Origin of the sequence: Pseudomonas sp. PDM02, assembly GCF_014852285.1 — a bacterium.
In the GTDB taxonomy this organism is placed as follows: domain Bacteria; phylum Pseudomonadota; class Gammaproteobacteria; order Pseudomonadales; family Pseudomonadaceae; genus Aquipseudomonas; species Aquipseudomonas migulae.
This window is the reverse complement of record NZ_JACVBL010000010.1, coordinates 224,584-244,475: the sequence shown is the minus strand read 5'-3', so window position 1 is coordinate 244,475 and position 19,892 is coordinate 224,584. Positions and strand designations below refer to the sequence as shown.

At 61.6% G+C, this 19,892-nt stretch carries 18 protein-coding genes; 8 read left to right on the top strand and 10 right to left on the bottom strand.

The features are described 5' to 3' along the window. Positions 1-11: 11 nt before the first annotated feature. From IB245_RS19390 to IB245_RS19355, 8 genes are all read right to left on the bottom strand, one after another. Positions 12-971: an amidohydrolase family protein gene (locus IB245_RS19390; RefSeq protein WP_192228378.1), complete on the bottom strand. Its 960-nt coding sequence runs from the start codon at positions 969-971 to the stop codon at positions 12-14. After that, positions 964-1,923: an amidohydrolase family protein gene (locus IB245_RS19385; protein WP_192228377.1), complete on the bottom strand. Its 960-nt coding sequence runs from the start codon at positions 1,921-1,923 to the stop codon at positions 964-966. Before IB245_RS19385 ends, IB245_RS19390 begins: the two co-directional genes overlap by 8 nt. A gap of 15 nt (positions 1,924-1,938) precedes the next feature. Beyond that, complete coding sequence (locus IB245_RS19380; protein WP_008033805.1) at positions 1,939-2,397, bottom strand: thioesterase family protein; 459 nt, start codon at positions 2,395-2,397, stop codon at positions 1,939-1,941. A gap of 40 nt (positions 2,398-2,437) precedes the next feature. Then, positions 2,438-4,336, bottom strand: coding sequence for a TRAP transporter large permease subunit (locus tag IB245_RS19375; RefSeq protein ID WP_008033807.1), 1,899 nt, complete (start codon positions 4,334-4,336; stop codon positions 2,438-2,440). Between the two features lie 15 nt (positions 4,337-4,351). Then, on the bottom strand, positions 4,352-5,395 hold the full coding sequence (locus IB245_RS19370; protein WP_008033809.1) for a TRAP transporter substrate-binding protein: 1,044 nt from the start codon (positions 5,393-5,395) through the stop codon (positions 4,352-4,354). 169 nt (positions 5,396-5,564) lie between these two features. Continuing rightward, the gene (locus IB245_RS19365) at positions 5,565-6,773 is read right to left on the bottom strand and encodes a CaiB/BaiF CoA transferase family protein (RefSeq protein ID WP_008033811.1); all 1,209 of its coding nucleotides are present in this window, start codon (positions 6,771-6,773) and stop codon (positions 5,565-5,567) included. Between the two features lies 1 nt (position 6,774). After that, complete coding sequence (locus IB245_RS19360; protein WP_192228376.1) at positions 6,775-7,554, bottom strand: enoyl-CoA hydratase-related protein; 780 nt, start codon at positions 7,552-7,554, stop codon at positions 6,775-6,777. Positions 7,555-7,627: 73 nt separating this feature from the next. Beyond that, a complete protein-coding gene (locus IB245_RS19355) occupies positions 7,628-8,767 on the bottom strand; it encodes an iron-containing alcohol dehydrogenase (protein ID WP_008043085.1) in 1,140 nt (379 codons plus the stop codon). Positions 8,768-8,942: 175 nt separating this feature from the next. On the opposite strand from IB245_RS19355, the gene IB245_RS19350 reads away from it, so the two are divergent. Both IB245_RS19350 and IB245_RS19345 read left to right on the top strand, forming a co-directional pair. After that, entirely contained in the window at positions 8,943-9,866 is a 924-nt protein-coding gene (locus tag IB245_RS19350) for a LysR family transcriptional regulator (protein ID WP_008033815.1), read from the top strand. A 758-nt stretch (positions 9,867-10,624) separates the two neighbouring features. Further along, positions 10,625-11,971, top strand: a complete 1,347-nt coding sequence (locus tag IB245_RS19345) for a PQQ-dependent sugar dehydrogenase (RefSeq protein WP_192228375.1) — start codon at positions 10,625-10,627, stop codon at positions 11,969-11,971. 50 nt (positions 11,972-12,021) lie between these two features. On the opposite strand, the gene IB245_RS19340 is transcribed toward IB245_RS19345, so the two are convergent. Further along, a complete protein-coding gene (locus tag IB245_RS19340) occupies positions 12,022-12,531 on the bottom strand; it encodes an Lrp/AsnC family transcriptional regulator (RefSeq protein ID WP_192228374.1) in 510 nt (169 codons plus the stop codon). A gap of 200 nt (positions 12,532-12,731) precedes the next feature. On the opposite strand from IB245_RS19340, the gene IB245_RS19335 reads away from it, so the two are divergent. From IB245_RS19335 to IB245_RS19310, 6 genes are all read left to right on the top strand, one after another. Next, positions 12,732-13,748: a 1-aminocyclopropane-1-carboxylate deaminase gene (locus IB245_RS19335; RefSeq protein WP_008045265.1), complete on the top strand. Its 1,017-nt coding sequence runs from the start codon at positions 12,732-12,734 to the stop codon at positions 13,746-13,748. 384 nt (positions 13,749-14,132) lie between these two features. Beyond that, positions 14,133-14,582 (top strand): hypothetical protein, encoded by a 450-nt coding sequence (locus IB245_RS19330; RefSeq protein WP_008036370.1) that lies wholly within the window; start codon positions 14,133-14,135, stop codon positions 14,580-14,582. A gap of 52 nt (positions 14,583-14,634) precedes the next feature. Beyond that, entirely contained in the window at positions 14,635-15,054 is a 420-nt protein-coding gene (locus IB245_RS19325; protein ID WP_225609925.1) for a hypothetical protein, read from the top strand. Further along, entirely contained in the window at positions 15,051-17,750 is a 2,700-nt protein-coding gene (gene mdeB, locus IB245_RS19320; RefSeq protein WP_192228373.1) for an alpha-ketoglutarate dehydrogenase, read from the top strand. Before IB245_RS19325 ends, mdeB begins: the two co-directional genes overlap by 4 nt. Before the next feature lie 40 nt (positions 17,751-17,790). Next, on the top strand, positions 17,791-19,035 hold the full coding sequence (locus IB245_RS19315; RefSeq protein ID WP_192228372.1) for a dihydrolipoyllysine-residue acetyltransferase: 1,245 nt from the start codon (positions 17,791-17,793) through the stop codon (positions 19,033-19,035). Positions 19,036-19,160: 125 nt separating this feature from the next. Then, positions 19,161-19,361 (top strand): YbdD/YjiX family protein, encoded by a 201-nt coding sequence (locus IB245_RS19310; protein ID WP_008033844.1) that lies wholly within the window; start codon positions 19,161-19,163, stop codon positions 19,359-19,361. 101 nt (positions 19,362-19,462) lie between these two features. On the opposite strand, the gene IB245_RS19305 is transcribed toward IB245_RS19310, so the two are convergent. Next, positions 19,463-19,741 (bottom strand): Rho-binding antiterminator, encoded by a 279-nt coding sequence (locus IB245_RS19305; RefSeq protein WP_008036366.1) that lies wholly within the window; start codon positions 19,739-19,741, stop codon positions 19,463-19,465. Positions 19,742-19,892 lie beyond the last annotated feature (151 nt).

The following is a 19,892-nucleotide window of genomic DNA, read 5'->3' as shown; positions in this document are numbered from 1 at the left end:
TTCAAATCGGGTCAAGCGAGCCGGTAGATGCGTCGGGCGTTGTCATGAAACAGCGCAAGCCGATCTTCGAGAGAGCGGTCCCGGACAATGGTTTTGAAACCGTCGAACACTTCGCTGAGGCTGTTCACTACGCCATCGACCGGGTAATTGCTGGCAAACGCGCAGCGGCTGACGTCGAAAATCGATATCGCGTCGTTCACCACCACGCGATTCGCCTCGACCGGCCACGCCTGGCCGGGAATGCAGATGCCGGAAATCTTCAGCACGACGTTCGGTTCCCGTGCCAGCAGGGCGAGGTTTTCACGCCAGCCGGCCAGACCTTCTTCGGAGCGGTCGGCGGGCAGTGCGGTGTGATTGACCACGATGGATACGTCGGGAAAATCCCGCGCCAGCTCGGCGGCTTCCGGCAGATGCCACCACGGCGCCTGCAATTCGAAGTGCAGGCCGTTTTCGGCCAGTTGTGCGTATCCCTCGCGCCAGCGCGGATCGCGCATAGAACCGGGGGCGACAAAATCTTCGCGCCAGGCCTCACGGCTGGTCACTGCCGGTTTGTGGCGTATGCCGCGCACCAATGGGTGATCGCCGTACAGGCGCAGCAGATCAAAAGCGTCTTCACGATCCAGCCAGGCCTGCGCGACCATGGCGCCCAGGGTGGACTCGGTTTTCGCCAGCGATTCGACAAACCGCACTTCATCGGCCGGTGTCGCCGGGTCCCACTCACCCTCGATCACGACCGTCTGCACCACGTGATGGCGGCCGGTCAGCCGGTGATAGTCGGCCGGCAGGAAATTGCGGCAGATCGACGAGTAGTCGCCATAACGAAACGGTCGCAACGGGCGGTCGTTCAGCCATGGGTAGTAATGGGTTTCGATATCGAAATAGTGTTGATGCGCGTCGACGATGGGCAAATCCGCATCGTCGCCGCTGGCCAGAAAACGTGCGCGCCAGTCGATGGCCGACAGGTTATCCATGCTGCTCCTCCAATCGATAAAAGCGTCGGGCGTTGCCGGCGAACACCGCTTCCTGCACCGCACGCCCCATGGGGGCGAGCATCGCGGCCATGCCATCGGCAATCGTGTCGTAGGAGGCGCGCAGCCCGGCCACCGGAAAATTGCTGGCAAACATGCAGCGCTCGGGGCCGAAGATTTCCAGCGCGGTCAGGACCACAATCCGGTTGTCGTCATAATTCCAGGGCGAATCTTTAAGCCCGAACTCCGACAGCTTGATGTGCACGTTCGGCTGCAAGGCCAACGCTTCCAGGCCTTTGCGCCAGCGCGCCATGCCTTGTGGGCTGCGGTCCCAGGCGAAACCGGTGTGGTTGAGCGCGATGCGGATCTGCGGAAACATCGCCGCCACTTCCGCCGCTTCGACCAAATGCCACGGCGGCACCCGCAGGTCCCACGACAGATCGTGCTCGGCCAGCCGCGAAAAGCCTTCCAGCCAATTCGGGTCCTGCATGGTGCCCTTGGCACCGGCCACCGATACGTCCGGCGATGCCGAAGTCACCGGTTTTGAACGGATGCCTTTCACCAGCGGCCTGGCGGCTTGAGCGGCGAGAATCTCTGCACTGTCTTCGCGATCGAACCAGGCATGGGCAACGATGGCATTCGGGAAGCCGTAACGGGCGTTCACCTGTTCCAGCCAGCGTGTCTCGGCGACTTGCTCGTCGCGCGCACGCTCGGCCTCGACGTGCACCGTGCCGACCAAGCGTTGATTTTCGGTCAGGGCGAGGAACTGTTCCGGCAGGAAATCACGGCACAGGCTGTGATAGTCGCCGAGGAAGAATTCCTCGTGATACTCGTCCTGCAACCACGGATAGCGCCCGTTGCCCAAGTCCCACAAATGGTGATGGGCATCGACGACCGGCAGCGCATCCCCGGCCGCCAGGTTCGGCATGCCGTTGCGTTCGTGAAGGGTGATCATGACGGCGACCCTGACTCAGCGCGACGCGGAGAATTGCGAAGGGCTGAGCACGCCGTCTTCGACGTCGCCGGCGGCCGCTGCCTCGGCTTTGGCCTGGACGCGGCTGCGCAGTTTGGCGACGTTCACCACCACACGGGTATGCGCTGCTGTCGCCACCAGCTCGACGTCATCGCGCACCTCGACATTGAAGGTGACGCTGCGACCTTCAATGCGAGTGACTGTGGCGACAATGTTCACCGACATGCCCAGCAGCGTGGCGCCGACGTGACGGATATCGACCGCCGCCCCCACGGTGTTTTCACCCTCGTCGAGGAAGGTCAGCAGGTAATCGAGGCAAGTCTGCTCAATGTCGTCGACCAGGCGCGGCGTGGCGTAGATGCGCAAGTCTTCGCCCAGAAACGAAATGGTGCGTTGTTTGTCGACGATCAGTGGGCGCTCGGTGGCGGAGCCTGGGTGCAGAGTGGAGAAATTCATACAAAACCTCGTGTTTGAGTGCTGACAGTCAAAGGTTGATTCAGGCAGACGGCAGGAAACCGATGGAAATCCACGGCACGGCGATCAGCACCGCCAGCGCGACGACCAGGGCGCCGAGATACGGCCAGACCCGGCGCATGGCGCCACTTGGGTCGACCTTGGCGATGGCGCACGCGGCGTAGAAACCGACGCCGAATGGCGGGGCGAACAAGCCCAGGCCCATGGCGAAGATCGCGACCATGGCGTAATGCACGTCGTTGATGCCCATGGCTTTGGCAATCGGGAACAGCAGCGGGCCGAACAGCACGATGGCCGGGATGCCTTCCAGGAAGCTGCCGAGCAGGATGAACGCCACGGCGGAGATGATCAGGAAGCCCATCGCGCCCCCCGGAACAGTCGCCATCACTTGCGCCAACTGGTGCGAAAAGCCCGACTGGGTCAGCGCCCAGGCCATGGCGGTGGCGCTGCCGATGATGATCAGGATCGCGCCGGACAACGACGCGGTGCTGACCAGAATCGGGTACAAGCGGCGCCAGTCGAAGCAGCGGTAACACAGCAGACCGACGATGAAGGTGTAAGCCACGCCGATGGCGGCGACTTCGGTCGCGGTGGCGACGCCTTCGACCACCGCAGTGCGGATCACGAAGGGCAGGGCCAGCGCAGGGATCGCGAGCAGCAGCGAGTGGCCGATTTCCTTGCCCGAGGCGCGTTTGCCGGTGGAGGCCTCACCTTTGCGGTTCTTCCACCAGATGACGGCTGCCATTGCAATCGCGCCCACCACCGCCGGCATGAAACCGCCGGTGAACAGTGCGGAAATCGACACGCCGGTCACCGAACCGATGGTGATCAGCACCAGGCTTGGCGGAATGGTTTCCGACATCGCCCCGGAGGCGTTAAGCATCGCCACCAGTTCGTTTTCGTCCTCGCCGCGCTTCTTCATTTCCGGAAACAGCGCCGGAGCGATGGCGGCCATGTCAGCCGCTTTCGAGCCGGAAATGCCGGAGATCAGGTAAATGGCGCCGATCAGCACATACGACAAACCGCCGCGCACATGGCCGATCAGCGAGCACAGGAAACGGATCATCGCCCGCGCCATGCCCATGGCTTCGATCAGCGCACCCAAAAACACGAACAGCGGGATGGCCAGCAGGATCAGGCTCGCCATGCCTTCGTCCATCCGCCCCACCACCAGCGTGAGTGGTGTGCTGGTCATGGTCGACAGGTACGCCACCGTGGCCAGGCCGAATGCGACCATGATGGGGACGCCGATGACGATCATCGCCATCACGCCGACCATGAAGAAGATCACCAGGTTCCAGTTGCCCATCAGCAACATCGAGCCTTCGGCCACCCACAACAACGCGCCGAGGGATGCGAGCATCGCCACCGAGACCGAGAAGTCGATCAACCGTGCGCTGGTCAACAGCCGGGCGACGCAGGTCATCAACATCAGGCTCAGGCCGACGGCGATGGCGGACACACGAAAGGCGTTGGGGATTTCGAGGGCGGCGGTGGTGATGATCCACTCGTCGCTGACGTACTCCCAGGCCGGGGTAAACAGCAGCCCGATGAAGGTGATGACGATCACCGCGCCCAGGGTGTCGATGAACGCCCGTTTTTCCACGGGCAGCCGCGAGATGAACGAGGTCAGCCGCATGTGCTCGCCGCGTCGCATCGCCACCACCGAACCGAGCATCGCCAGCCACAGGAACAGCAGCGAAGCCAGTTCGTCGCCCCAGACAATCGGCTGGTTGAGCACATAACGCGAGAACACGTTGCAGAACAGCAGCGTGACTTCGATGACCACCAGCAACGCCGCGCTGCCCTCGGTCAGCCAGCGCAGACCGGTGTCCAGCGCGCGGCCGAGACGAAACGTGGTTTGGTGTGGGCTGAGTCCTTCAGCGGGAGCAACATCCGTCATTGGCAGTTCATTTTTCATGACTTTGTCTCCGGCTTAGGACAGTTGACCCGCGTATTGCTCAAGCAAGCTCCAGGCTTCCGGGCCGTACTTATCCTTCCATTGGGTGTAGAAGCCTTTCGATTGCAGGTCTGTCCTGAACAGTGTGCGGTCGACTTTGTTGAAGGTGATGCCGTGGGCGGTCAGCGACGGCTCCAGGCTGGAGTTGAGGTCGATCACCTGTTGGCGCTGAACCAGCGCGGCGGCGTTGATCTGCCGGGAGACGATTTCCTGCACGTCCGCCGGCAGTTTCGGGAAGGTCTTGCCCGAGGCGACGATCCAGAAACCGCCCCAGATGTGGTCGGTCATCGAGCAATATTTCTGCACTTCATAGAAGCGTGCGGACTCGACCACCACCAGCGGGTTTTCCTGGCCGTCGACCACTTTGGTCTGCAAGGCCGAGTAGGTTTCGTTGATGCTGATGCCGGTCGGCGAGGCGCCCAGGGCGCTGAACATCGACGTCCACAGCGGGCTGACCAAGACGCGCAGTTTGAACCCGGCGAGGTCTTGCGGCGTGTTGATCGGCCGCGTCGAGCTGGTGATCTGGCGGAAGCCGTTGTTCCAGACTTTTTCCATCGGGATCAGGCCGACCTTCTCGGTCTTGGCGCGCACGTATTCGCCCAGCTTGCCGTCCAGCGCGGCCCAGACACTGTCGTAGTCCTTGAACGCAAACGGCATGCTTTCAATCGACATGGCCGGCACCAGCGTCGAGAGAATCGCACCCGGCAGTGGAATGAAATCGATTGCCCCGGCGCGCACCTGGGACAGCATGTCGGTGTCGCCGCCCATGGCGCCGTTGGCGTACACCTGCAAGTCCACTGCACCGTTGGTTTCGGCCTTGATCGCTAGCGAGGCGGCCTTCATCTGTTGGTTCAGCGGATGGGTGTCGGGCAGGCTGCTGGTGTAGCGCAGCACGATGGGTTTGGTCGCGGCGAAGACGCTGGAAGGCAGCAGGTTGGCGGCGAAAGCACCACCCACGGTGACGCCGGCAGACACTAGAAAGGATCGGCGGCTGACGGACTCGGTCAAGATACGGCTCATGATGTTCACCTATTGTTTTTGTTGTAGTTGTTCTAAAAAGCAACGCGAACGCTGCTCCTTGTGGGAGCGAGCCTGCTCGCGATGGACCTGAGGGCGCCGCGTTTATCCAGCCAAAAACGCGTTTTCGTTAACGTCCATCGCGAGCAGGCTCGCTCCCACACAGTTCGGTTCAGGAGGCGAGTGCGACCACCGCCTGGGTTCGAATCAACTCGTCGATTTCGTTTTCCGCATAACCGCTTTCCTTCAGCACTTCGCGGGTGTGCTCGCCGAGCAGCGGTGCAGGGCGGCTGGTCGGTGGCGCGGCGTTGTCCATGTCGGAGAAGTGAATCGGCAAGCCCATGCCGCGCACCCGGCCTTCGGTCGGGTGTTCGGTCTCGACGACCATGCCGCGTGCCTTGGTTTGCGGGTGGGCCAGCGCGGCGGCGATGTCGAGGACCGGCCCGGCAGGCAGGCCGAGGCTGTCGAACAACACCATCCATTCATCCGTGGTGCGTGCGACCAGCACTTCGTTGAGGATTTCCACCAGCGCCAGGCGATGCTCCATGCGCAAGGCGTTGCTGGCGAAACGTGGGTCGGCTTTCAATTGCGGAACGGCCAGCGCCTCGACCAGTCGTTCGTAGTTGGCCTGGTTGGCGGCGCCGATGTTGATCCAGCCATCCGCCGTGCGGAACACCTGGTACGGCGCGCTGGTGGAGTTGGCCGAACCCATTTTTGGCAGGATGGTGCCGTCGGCGAAATACGCCGCTGCTGGCCAGTACATTTGTTGCAGGCCGGCTTCGAACAGTGAGGTGTCGACCATCTGCCCAAGGCCGGTTTTCTGTTTCGCGGCATACGCAGCGCAGATGCCGAGGGCGGCGAGGATGCCGGAGTTGATGTCGGCCACCGGCGAACCGGCCTTGACCGGCTCACGCCCGGCTTCACCGGTCATGCTCATCATGCCGCTCATGCCTTGGGCGATCAGGTCGAAACCGCCTTTTTCGCCGAACGGCCCGCTGCGGCCGTAACCGGAAATCGCGCAGTAGATCAGCCCGGGGTTGAGGGTTTTCAGGGTTTCGTAACCGAGGCCGAATTTTTCCATGGTGCCGGCGCGGTAGTTTTCCGTGACCACGTCGGCGTCCATCAGCAGGCGGCGCAGAACGTCGCGGCCGCCCTCGGTTTTCAGGTTCAGGCCGATCCCGCGCTTGTTGCGGTTGACCACCATGAACGAAGCGGATTCACCGCTGGCCATGATCGGCGAGAAGCGACGCGAATCATCACCGTCCGGGACTTTCTCGACCTTCACCACGTCAGCGCCCATGTCGGCCAGCATCATGCCGCACACCGGGCCGGACATGATGTGAGCCAGTTCTACCACGCGCATTCCTGTCAGCGGTCCCATGTTATTTACCCTCGAATTGTGGTTTGGCTTTGGCGATGAACGCGTTCAGGCCGATCTGAAAATCGTCGGTGTCGTAGCAGGCGTAACTGCTGTCGATCTGCTCGACGGTGGGGGCGATGCCCGCTTCCAGTTGCCGTGCCGCCTGGCGATGCCAGCGGGCGACGAGCGGGGCGCCGTTAGTGATGCGTTTGGCGGTGGCGAGGGTTTCGGATTCGACTTCGGCATCCGGTACGACGCGGGTCACGAGGTTTTTCACGTAGGCGTCGTTGGCGTCGAGAATGCGGCCTTCAAGGAGAATCTCCAGGGTCGTCGAGCGTCCCGCCAGCGCCACCAGCCCGGCCATTTCGTCATAGGACATGACCAGCCCGAGCTTGCCGACCGGCGCGCCGAAGCGGCTGGACGTGCCACAGATGCGCAGGTCGCAGAGCGCGGCAATTTCCAGACCGCCGCCGACGCACACGCCGTGGATCATCGCGATCACCGGGTGCGGGCAGTCGACAACCGCGCGCATCGCCGCTGAAGTGATTTCGGCATAGTGTCGGGCTTGCGCCTGGTTGGCGCGCACGCTCGGAAACTCGCCGACATCGGCGCCGGCGGCAAAGGCCTGTTCGCCCGCACCGCGCAACACCACGCAGCGCACGCTGAGGTCGGCGGACAGTTCGGTCATGACGTCACCCAGGTCTTGCCACATGGACAGGGTCAGGGCGTTCATCTTTCCCGGATGACTGAGGGTGACGATGGCAATGGCGTCTTGCCGTTCGATAAGGACGGTGGGCTTCATGATTGTTCCGCTGCCGTCGGCGTTGCCGACGACGCGGTTGCCTCCTGATTTATTGTTGTTGGGCAGCGGCTGCTTACAGCGATTGTTCGAGCATCGACAGATAGTCCGCCGAGGATGCTTCGCGCGGATTGGTCTTGTGGCTGTGATCGTGCAACGCGCCCTCGACGATGCCGGCGAACAGGCTTTCATCGACGCCGATCTGGCTCAGGCGGGTCGGCAGGCCCAGGCGTTTGGTCATGTCTTCGATGGCTGCGCCGATGTTCGCGTCGGCCTCAAGGCCCATGGCATGGCGCAGTCGTTCCAGTTTGCGCTCGTCACGGACGGTCGGGGCGTTGGCGTTGAAGTGCACGACCGCCGGTAGAAAAATCGCGTTCAAAGTGCCGTGGTGCAGTTTCGGATTGATGCCGCCCAAGGCGTGGGAAAGGCTGTGCACGCAGCCCAGTCCTTTCTGGAAGGCCAGCGCGCCTTGCATGGACGCGCTCATCATGTTCATCCGCGCTTCGCGATCACCGGGTTCGGCGGTCGCTCGTTCGATGTGTTCCCAGGCGCGCCACAGGCCGTCGAGGGCGATGCCGTCTGCGGCAGGGTTGAAGGCCGGGGCCATGAACGTTTCGATGCAATGCGCGATAGCGTCCATGCCGGTGGCGGCGGTGAGCATGGGCGGCAGACCGAGGGTCAACTCCGGATCGCAGATGGCCACGCGCGGCACGACATAGGGGGAGATAACGCCGACCTTGCGACCATCGTCGAGGATCAGGATGGCGCCGCGACCCACCTCGCTACCGGTGCCGGCTGTGGTCGGAACCGCAATCAGCGGCGCGGTGGCCGAGGTGATGCGATCCAGTCCACCTTCAATCACCGCGAAGCTTTGCAGAGGACCGTCGTGGGTGGCGCAGACCGCGACGCCCTTGGCCAGATCGATCGATGAACCGCCACCGACAGCGATGATGCCGTTGCACTCGCCGAGGTGGTATTGGGCCACGGCTTCACGCACGGCGTGCTCATTCGGATTGGGCGGGGTGGCGTCGAAAATTGTCGGTGCGCGGTCACTACCGAGGGCGGCGATGACTTTGTCGACGATGCCGGCATTGCGCACGCCGACGTCGGTGACGATCAGCGGACGGGTGATGCCGGCGCGCTCGGCTTCGGCGGCCAGGTGCTGCAGGCTGTCGTAGCCGAACTGGATTTTGGTGACGTAATTGATGAGTGACATGATTCACCACAAGTTATACAGGATTGTTATTGTTGCAACCGGTCTGGGGCAGGAGGGCTTTCGCGCTCTGGTCAAACCCATTGCATTGCCTGGCTGTGGGGTGGACTATAGGGCCGTCTTGGCCAGCCTCGATACTGACAACTTTCGATACCTCTATAACTTTTAGTTAACCCTGATGACGCCCTCACTGAACTCGATCATGTCCCGCCTGCACGTCAAGCAGCTCCGTTTGCTGATCGCCCTGGATGAGCACGGCTCGTTGCTGGGCGCGGCCAAACAGGTCGCGCTGACCCAGCCCGGCGCGAGCAAGGCGCTGCAAGAAATTGAAACCACTTTCGGCACTGCGCTGTTCACCCGCACTAACCGCGGGCTTGAGCCGAACGACGCCGGGCGTTCGGTCATCCGGTACGCGCGGTTGATCCAGACTGACCTTGCGCACCTGCGCGAAGAGATCATCGGCATCATGAGCGGCGAGGGCGGACGCGTGTCGGTCGGCACCATCATGGGCGCCGTGCCGCTGCTAACCACGGCGATCAGCCGGGTGATCGCCGACAACCCGAAGCTGTCCATCGAGATTGTCGAAGACACCAGCGCCGCGCTGCTCAGCCAGCTCGATGCCGGGCGCCTGGACCTGGCGATCTGCCGTACCACCATCAGCACCACCCCCTACTTGTATGAGAGCTCGACCTTCGTCGAGGAAACCCTGGCGGTGATCGCCAGCACCCAGCATCCGTTCGCCTATGCCCGCCAGTTGTCGTTGAAAGACCTGGTGGATTACCGCTGGGTCGTCTATCGCGCCAACATGCCGATGCGCCTGCTGCTGGAGCGGGAGTTTCATGAGGCCGACCTGCGTTTCCCGGTGCATTTGCTGGAAACCACCTCGGCCTTCGCCACTCTGTCGCTGCTCCAGGAAAACCCGACTCTCGTCGCACTGGTGTCGACCGACGTAGCGAAGTTCTGCTCCGGCTACGGCTTCACCACCACGCTGCCGCTGCCGATCACCTCACGCAGCGAACCCTATGAACTGGTGTCGCGCAAAGGCGTCCCGGACTCGCCGGCGGCCAGGCTGCTGCGCGAGGCACTGCTGAATCCCGCCTGACTGCTGGCGATGACGGCCTTGAAATCGATGCAAACCTTGCGGGCCCCATCGCCAGCAAGCCGGCTCCTACAGTGGATTGTGGTGTTCACCTTTTTCGTGCCCGCCACCAAACCCTTGTAGGAGCCGGCTTGCCGGCGATGGCGGTCTTGAAATCGCTGCAAACCTTACGGGCCTCATCGCCAGCAAGCCGGCTCCTACAGTGGATCGTGTTGTTCACCTTTCCCGTGCCTGTCACCAAACCCTTGTAGGAGCCGGCTTGCCGGCGATGGCGGCCTTGAAATCGATGCAAAACCCACGGACCCCATCGCCAGCAAGCCGGCTCCTACAGTGGATCGTGTTGCTCACCTTTCCCGTGCCTGTCACCAAACCCTTGTAGGAGCCGGTTTGCCGGCGATGACGGTCTTGAAATCGATGCAAATCCTACGGGCCCCATCGCCGGCAAGCCGGCTCCTACAGTGGATCGTGTTGTTCACCTTTTTCGTGCCCGCCACCAAACCCTTGTAGGAGCCGGCTTGCTGGCGATGGCGGTCTTGAAATCGATGCAAAACTCTCGGGGCCCATCGCCGGCAAGCCGGCTCCTACAAGGGTTGCGTCGTTGTCAGGGATAGTGCCCGGCATTGGACGTTTGCATTCGTGCGATTCAGGCAAAATTGATTTGTGGCGGGCGCGGTGTTTGAAACGAATCGGCGCCGCGATACTCGACGGGATTTTGCCTATTCCTGAATTGGCCCACGGATGGCCATTGCGAGGTTCGAACCATGACTGTCTCCCGCCGACTGGCGCTCTTGATGACCGCTGCCGCGTTGCTCACCGCGTGTGGTGAATCTTCCAAACTGCCGCCGCAGGCCAGTGTCGGCCCGAGCCCGCAGTTGCCTGAGCCCACGACCACGCTGATCCCGACGTTGAAGGTGTCCAAGGCCATCGGCTGGGCCGGCAGCGACAAGCCGAAAGCGCCCGCCGGTTTCACGGTGACGGCCCTGGCCGAAAACCTCGACCACCCGCGCTGGATCTACAGATTGCCCAATGGCGATCTGTTGGTCGCCGAAAGCAATCACCCGCCGATGCCTGAAGGCGCCACTGACGGTGGCAGCGGTCCGCTGGCCTGGGCGCGGCGCACCGCGATAGGTTTTGTGATGGGCCGTGTCGGCGCCGATGCGCCCAGCGCCAATCGAATCACTTTGCTGCGCGATGCCGACGGTGACGGTCACGCTGAACTGCGCACGGTGTTCATGAGTGGACTGACGTCACCCTTCGGCATGGCGTTGGTGGGCAACGAGCTGTTCATCGCCAACGCCGACGCCCTGGTCAAGGTGCCTTACAGCGAGGGGCAAACCGAGATCACCGCGACGCCGGTGAAAGTCACCGATCTGCCTGCCGGTATCAATCACCACTGGACCAAGAACGTGCTCGCCAACCCTGAGGGCACCAAGCTTTACGTCACCGTGGGCTCCAACAGCAACGTTGGCGAAAACGGTCTGGCGGCCGAAGAAGGGCGGGCGGCCATCTGGGAAGTTGACGTTAAAAGCGCAGACAAACGTCTGTTTGCCAGCGGTCTGCGCAACCCCAACGGCCTGGCCTGGAAACCCGGTTCGAACCAGTTGTGGACCGTGGTCAATGAGCGCGACGAAATCGGCAGCGACCTGGTGCCGGATTACCTGACGTCGGTAAAAGACGGCGCGTTTTACGGCTGGCCATGGAGTTACTACGGCAACCACGTCGACACCCGGGTTGAGCCGCCGCGCCCGGACAAGGTGGCCCAGGCCATCGCCCCGGATTACGCGTTGGGCACCCACGTCGCACCGCTGGGCCTGGCGTTCTCTGACTCGCGCGGCATGCCCAGCGCTTTCGCCAATGGCGTGTTCATTGGCGAACACGGCTCGTGGAACCGCAATCCGCAGGCCGGCTACAAGGTGGTGTTCATCCCGTTCAGCGACGGTAAGCCTTCAGGTTTGCCGGTGGACTTCCTCACCGGTTTCCTCAATGCCGACGGCGAGGCGCAAGGGCGTCCGGTGGGCGTAGCGCTTGATCAGAGCGGTGCTCTGCTGGTGGCGGACGATGTCGGTAACAAGGTGTGGCGCGTGGCGGTGGCCAAACCGGGTCAATAAAGCGGGATCGGGCCCGGTCACCGCGCAAGTTGCGCGGCTGACACGGGCCATCAAAGAGGTATCTGCGGCGTCGAGACCACCTGGCGCAAGCCCATGAACGAACGAATCTGCCGCACACCGGGCAGGTACAACAATTGCTCCGCGTGCAGGCGGTTGAAACTGTTGCTGTCCTTGGTTCGTATCAACATGAAGTAGTCGAATTCCCCCGTCACCACATGGCATTCCATGCAGCCGGAAACCTTTTGCGCCGCCGCTTCGAAGGCAGCGAAGGATTCCGGCGTCGAGCGGTCCAGCACCACGCCGATCAACACCACCATGCCCGCATCCAGCGCGTCATTGTCCAGCAACGCGACGATGCCCTTGATCAAACCCGCCTGTTTGAGGCGTTCCACGCGGCGCAAACACGCCGGCGCACTCAGTTTGACCTTCTCGGCGAGCGCCACATTGGAGATGGAAGCGTCGCGTTGCAGCGCCTTGAGAATGGCGCGGTCGGTGCGGTCCAGCGGGTGTGGCTCCGGGCTGGGTGTGCCGGTTTTCTTGTGAGTATTTGTTGCGTTCATATGGCTTTCTACGCAATAAAAAGTTGTTTGAAGTTATAGGTGGTGATTTATGTTTCTTTAATGCATTGAAACTTGCAACACATATTTTTGGCTTTGTTCTTAATATTGAACTCATCGAAGCCCCTCTGAAAGAACCTGGAATGCAGCCTGTTTGCCTTTCGGTCTGGCGCTTGGATATCCAATAATCAAGGAGCAGAGTCATGAACCTGAATCGTTTCAAACGCTATCCGTTGACCTTCGGTCCTTCGCCCATCACCCCCTTGAAACGCCTCAGCGAACACCTGGGCGGCAAGGTCGAGCTGTATGCCAAACGTGAAGACTGCAACAGTGGCCTGGCCTTCGGTGGCAACAAGACGCGCAAGCTTGAATACCTGATTCCCGAAGCCATCGAGCAGGGCTGCGACACCCTCGTGTCCATTGGCGGGATCCAGTCGAACCAGACCCGCCAGGTCGCTGCCGTTGCCGCACACCTGGGCATGAAGTGCGTGCTGGTCCAGGAAAACTGGGTGAACTACTCCGATGCCGTGTATGACCGCGTTGGCAACATCGAGATGTCTCGCATCATGGGCGCGGATGTACGACTGGACGCCGCCGGGTTCGACATCGGCATTCGCCCCAGCTGGGAAAAGGCGATGAACGATGTGGTGGAGCGCGGCGGCAAACCGTTTCCGATCCCGGCGGGCTGTTCCGAGCATCCGTATGGCGGTCTCGGCTTCGTCGGTTTCGCCGAGGAAGTCCGCCAGCAGGAAAAAGAACTCGGCTTCAAGTTCGATTACATCGTGGTTTGCTCGGTGACCGGCAGCACCCAGGCGGGCATGGTGGTCGGGTTTGCCGCCGACGGCCGTTCGAAGAATGTCATCGGTATCGACGCTTCGGCCAAACCGGAAAAAACCAAGGCACAGATCCTGCGGATCGCCCGACACACCGCTGAACTGGTGGAGCTGGGGCGCGAAATCACCGAGGAGGATGTGGTGCTCGACACACGGTTCGCCTATCCGGAATACGGCTTGCCCAACGACGGCACGCTGGAAGCCATCCGCCTGTGCGGCAGACTTGAAGGCGTGCTGACCGACCCGGTGTACGAAGGGAAATCCATGCACGGGATGATCGAAATGGTTCGCCGTGGCGAGTTCCCTGAAGGCTCGAAAGTGCTTTACGCACACTTGGGCGGGGTGCCTGCGCTGAATGCCTACAGCTTCCTGTTCCGTAACGGCTGATCACAAACCTGTAGGAGCCGGCTTGCCGGCGATGGCGGCCTTGAAATCGATGCAAAACCCACGGGCCCCATCGCCAGCAAGCCGGCTCCTACAGTGGATTGTGTTGTTCACATTTACGTGTCAGTCACCGAACCCTTGTAGGAACCGGCTTGCCGGCGATGGCGGCCTCGAAATCGATGCAGAACTCACGGGCCCCATCGCCGGCAAGCCGTCTCCTACTGTGGATTGTGTTGTTCACATTTTCGTGTCAGTCACCAAACCCTTGTAGGAGCCGGCTTGCTGGCGATGGCGGCCTTGAGATCGATGCAAAACCCACGGGCCTCATCGCCGGCAAGCCGGCTCCTACAGGAAAGGGGACAACGTTCAATCGCCAGGAGTAGCGCCATGCATGCGATATCGCAATCCGCCGTCTGGATCAAGGAACCCTCGGCGGATGCCGGGGTGGTCATCGTGACCAGTGCCGCATTGCCCAAATACATGATCGACCAGCTGCACGTGGCCATCGACGACTGGGATCAGGTGGCTTACCTGGCCGTCAAGCAATGCAGGGCATTGATGCTCGACTGGTTGCGGGTCGGGTCCAGCCCCGAGCAAGCGTGCGATGCCCGCCAATTGCTGCGCGGCGTGTGCAAAAGCAGCTTTTTACTGGACGTCGAAGTCGGCACGGTGCCGGGCCTGACCTGGCTGGGATCCGTCTGCGGTCACTCGCTGCGCGTCGTCGACCTGGGAACCGTCGCCTCAACCCATGCGGCGATGGATCGACAGGTGGAAGCCGTTTTGTTGGCGACCCGGAGCCTGGCGAAAAGCGTGCTGCAGGAGCGCTACGTCATTTAGCGGATGTCTTCGTCCGCTCAATCAAACACACCCAATAAGAAAGGCAACGCCTATGAGCCGATCTGCCGACCGTCGTAATAACGCCAGGAAATGGATGCGCGAGCCCTCAAGTGGCACGCGCATTGTGGTGATCACTGCTGGACTGGGCAGTGAACATCTAGAGTTGATTCACCACAGTTTCAGTTGCTTTGAAAACATTGCACTGATGCAGGTCGATGTCGCGCCGATGACCGCAGGAATGTTTGAAGCGCACACATCCACCTGTGATTACTGCCTTGTCGTGGCTGGCGAGCTGGATAAGCGCTTTTTACGCGATTTGCCCAAGCGCAGAATCAATATTTACCCGATAGCCCGGGATGCCCGGACCGAGCGCTCCGTCATCGAAGCGGTCGAGCAGGTCAAAAGCCTGGCCCGAGCAAACCCTCCACCGCGCATTGATAACGAATCAGCCTTTTGCAGGAGATGCCCATGAACCCGTCCGATCTTCATGCCCAGTTACCCGGCCAGACCACGGAAGATGCCGAGGAAATCGCTGAATGGCGCGATGCCTTGCTATCGGTCATCGCCCACGGCGGCGCCGGGCAGGCCCGGCAGATCATGGACATGCTGGTGACGCTGGCCAGCACCTGCGAGATGAATTGGCGGCCCCGTCACGGCACGCCCTACATCAATACCATCAGCGTTGAGCAGCAGCCGGTGTTCCCGGGGGATCTGGCGCTCGAAGAACGCCTGGCCTCGATCATGCGCTGGAACGCGTTGGTCATGGTGGCGAGAGCCAACCAGGCCTACGGGGAACTCGGCGGCCACATCGCCAGTTATGCGAGCGCCGCCGATTTGTTTGAGGTGGGCTTCAACCACTTCTTCAGGGCGCGCACTGAAACCAGTGGCGGCGATCTGGTGTTCTACCAGCCGCACTCGGCGCCGGGGGTCTATGCACGGGCTTTTCTGGAAGGCCGCCTCGAAGAGAAGGACTTGCAGCATTACCGGCAAGAGATCGGGGCACGCGCCAATGGCGCCCGGGGCCTGTCGAGTTATCCGCACCCGTGGTTGATGCCGGACTTCTGGCAGTTCCCGACCGGCTCGATGGGCATCGGTCCGATCAGCTCGATCTACCAGGCGCGTTTCATGCGTTACCTGGAACACCGTGGCCTGCAAGACACCGCCGGGCGCACCGTTTGGGGGGTGTTCGGCGACGGTGAAATGGATGAGCCGGAAAGCATGTCGGCCCTGACGCTGGCGGCACGCGAAGGGCTGGATAATCTGGTGTGGGTGGTCAACTGCAACCTTCAGCGTCTGGACGGTCCGGTGCGGGGCAACGGTCGCATCATCGACGAGCTGGAAGCGCTGTTCGGTGGGGCCGGCTGGAACGTTATCAAACTGGTCTGGGGCTCTGACTGGGACGGACTGTTTGCCCGGGATCACGACGGCGCGCTGGTCAAGGCCCTGTCCGCCACGGTCGATGGCCAGTTCCAGACGTTCGCTGCCAAGGACGGGCGTTTCAACCGCGATCAGTTCTTTGGCCAGAACGAGGCACTGGCTCATCTGGCCCAGGGCCTGACCGATGAACAGATCGACCGCCTCAAACGCGGTGGCCACGACGTGGTGAAGATTTTCGCCGCCTACCAAAGCGCGATGCGCGAGGGCAGAAAACCCACGGTGATTCTGGCGCAGACCAAGAAAGGCTTCGGCATGGGCGATGCCGGGCAGGGCAAGATGACCGTGCACCAGCAGAAGAAGCTCGACAAGGATGCGTTGATCGCCTTCCGTAACCGTTTCAATTTGCCGTTGACCGATGAACAGGCGACCTCGCTGAGCTTCTTCAAACCCGACGACGACAGCGCCGAAATGCGCTACCTGCACGAACGTCGCCGGGCATTGGGCGGCTATATGCCGTCGCGGCCCACCACGTCGACGCCCTTGGCCGTGCCCGACGTCAACAGTTACGCGGGGTTCGCCATTGCCGCCGAAGGCAAGGAAATGTCCACCACCATGGCGTTTGTGCGGATGCTCAGTGGTTTGCTCCGGGATAAACAACTGGGGCCGCGCATCGTGCCGATCGTGGCCGATGAAGCGCGCACGTTCGGCATGGCCAGCCTGTTCAAGCAGATCGGGATTTATTCCAGCGTGGGCCAGCGTTATGAGCCGGAGGACATCGGTTCGATCCTGAGCTATCGCGAAGCCCTCGACGGGCAGATTCTCGAAGAGGGCATCAGCGAGGCCGGGGCGATCAGTTCCTGGGTGGCTGCCGCGACCAGCTATTCGGTGCATGGCCTGCCGATGTTGCCGTTCTACATCTACTACTCGATGTTCGGCTTCCAGCGTATCGGCGATTTGATTTGGGCGGCGGCGGACCAGCGGGCGCGCGGGTTTCTGCTCGGCGCCACGGCGGGGCGCACGACGCTGGGTGGCGAAGGTTTGCAGCACCAGGACGGCAACAGTCACCTGATGGCGGCGATGGTGCCCAACTGCCGGGCCTACGATCCGGCGTTCGCCGGTGAGTTCGCGGTGATCCTCGATCACGGCATGCGCCAGATGCTGGAGCGTCAGGTCGACGAGTTCTACTACGTCACGCTGATGAACGAAAACTACCCGCAGCCCAACCTGCCCGAGGGCGTCGAACAGGCAATTATCAAGGGCATGTACCTGTTCGCCCGACATGAAGTCGAGGACGCACGCGGCAGCGTTCAGTTGCTGGGTTCCGGCGCGATCCTGCTTGAAGTGATCGCGGCGGCCGAGTTGCTGGCCAGCGACTGGAACATCGACAGCGAGGTCTGGAGCGTCACCAGCTTCACCGAGCTGGCCCGCGAGGCCCGTGAAGTGGAGCGCTGGAACCGCCTGCATCCGGGACAACCGGCGCGGCGCAGCCACGTTCAGGAATCGCTCAACGACAAGGCACCGATCATTGCCAGCACCGATTACGTGCGCGCCTTGCCCCAACTGATCGCCAGCTACGTGCCGGCGCGTTACACGGTGCTCGGCACCGACGGTTTCGGCCGCAGTGATACCCGCAGCCGGTTGCGCGCGTTTTTCGAAGTGGACCGCCATCAGATCGTCTTGAGCGCCCTGACGTCACTGGTTCAGGACGGGCGCCTCGATGCCGGCGTGTGTGCCGAAGCGATTGCGCGCTACGGGATTGATGTTGACGCCATCGCGCCTTGGGACGCTTGAAGCCGGGCTTCAGGTCGAGTCGAATTTTCAGGAAATGGTCATGAAGAATGTGCATGAAGTGCGAATGCCCGACATCGGCGATGCCAAGGATGTCGGTGTCATCGAAATACCGGTCAAGGCGGGCGATGCGGTGGTCGAAGGGCAGACCCTGATCATTGTCGAGACGGACAAGGCGTCCATGGAAATTCCATCGCCGCACACGGGCGTGTTGCAATCGTTGGTGGTCAGTCTGGATGACAAAGTCAGCGAGGGATCGCCGATTGCCTTTATCGAGAGTGAAGGACTATCGGCGGCGCCTGCACCCCGCATCGAGCCCGTTGCAACGGTCATAGAGCCTCAGCCGATTGCCTCGCCGGCGTTGCTCATCGAAGCGGTTGATCCGCCAACGGACTTGCCGCTGGCATCGCCGTCGGTTCGCAAGTTCTCTCGAGAACTGGGTGTTTCGCTCAAAGCCATTCAGGGCACGGGCCTGCGTCGCCGCATCACCAAGGACGACGTGTTGGCCCATGTGAAAGGCGCACTGACGGTCACTGAAACCCGTGCCCAGCCGTTGGGCGGATTGCTGCCCTGGCCGGTGGTGGATTTTGCCAAGTACGGGCCGGTGGAAACCCGGCCACTGTCGCGCATCCGAAAAATCAGCGGGGCCAACCTGCATCGCAATTGGCTGATGATTCCCCACGTGACCAATCACGACGACGCGGATATCACGCAACTCGAACAGTTCCGCGTGCAGGTGAACAAGGAAAAGGCCGGCAGCGGGGTCAAGTTGACGTTGCTGGCGTTGTTGATGAAAGCCTGTGCGGGCGCGTTGAAAAAATTCCCGGAGTTCAATGCCAGCCTCAATGGCGACGAACTGGTGTTAAAGGGTTATTGCCACATCGGTTTTGCCGCCGATACACCCGAAGGGTTGGTCGTCCCCGTCATCAAGGACGTCGATCAGAAAGGGGTGCTGGCGATTGCCCGGGAAATGTCGGCGCTGGCTGAAAAGGCGCGGGCGGGCAAGTTGAGCGCTGCCGAGATGAGTGGCGGCTGCTTTTCAATCTCGTCGTTGGGCGGCATTGGCGGGACGTATTTCACGCCGATCATCAATGCGCCGGAGGTCGCGATTCTCGGGGTGGGCAAAAGCACGGAGCGACTTGCGCTGGAGGGCGGGCAGGTTGTGACGCGCAACATGCTGCCGTTGAGCCTGAGTTGGGATCATCGCGTGATCGATGGCGCGGCGGCGGGGCGTTTCAACGCCTATCTGAGCAGTGTGCTGGCGGATTACCGCAGGCTGGTTCTGTGATCGAGGGGGCGGTTTGTCGGGTTCGTTCAGCCACTTGAACATACAAATTCCCCGATCGCGGACACAATGCAGATACATGAGTGCGGTTTGATGAGGTCGTCCAACACCACAAAGAGGCTTTTGCCATGTTCCGCAAACTGCAGCTTGCCGCCAGGTTCCTCAGCCAGAGCACGCGCCTGATGGTGGGCGTTCCGGATTACGACAACTACGTCGCGCAGATGAAGCTGAATCATCCGGACCAGCCGGTCATGAGCTATTCAGCATTCTTTCGCGAGCGTCAGGAAGCACGTTACGGCAAACGCAGCTGCACGACGCGGTGCTGCTGAACGCCGATTGAACGGCGGCTGCCGAAAAGCCTCGTCCTCATTGAGAGGGCGGGGCTTTTTGCGTTTCACAGAGCCGAATTGAGGGGCCGGCACACCGAGTGCTAGAACGAGCAGTTCGCGCCCTGAAGCACCACGCGTCCAAACTGCGCATTGTCGTCCAGCGGCGTCACGGCCAGCAGCTGATCCAGACGGATCTCCTGTGGGCCGCCTGCCGTTTCAACGCAGAGAAACTCTTCTTTGTCGCTGGACGTCCGTGTCGTCAGCGCTTTGGCCGTCAGGCTTGTGCCATCCATCAACTCGATATGCAGTCGATAACCGCGCAGGCAGGCAATCTCGAGATAGTCGTGCAGATCGCAATCCAAAGGCTGATACGTGTTCATGGCATGACTCCTGGCAAACTTGACGTTTGATGATGCAGGGTTGGCCTGCAACATAGAATCTCCCGCCTGTTTTGTGCAAGCCCCGCAATCCCTGTGGGAGCGAGACCGGCTTGCCGGCGATGAGGCCCTTACAAACGCAAACAATCCCGCC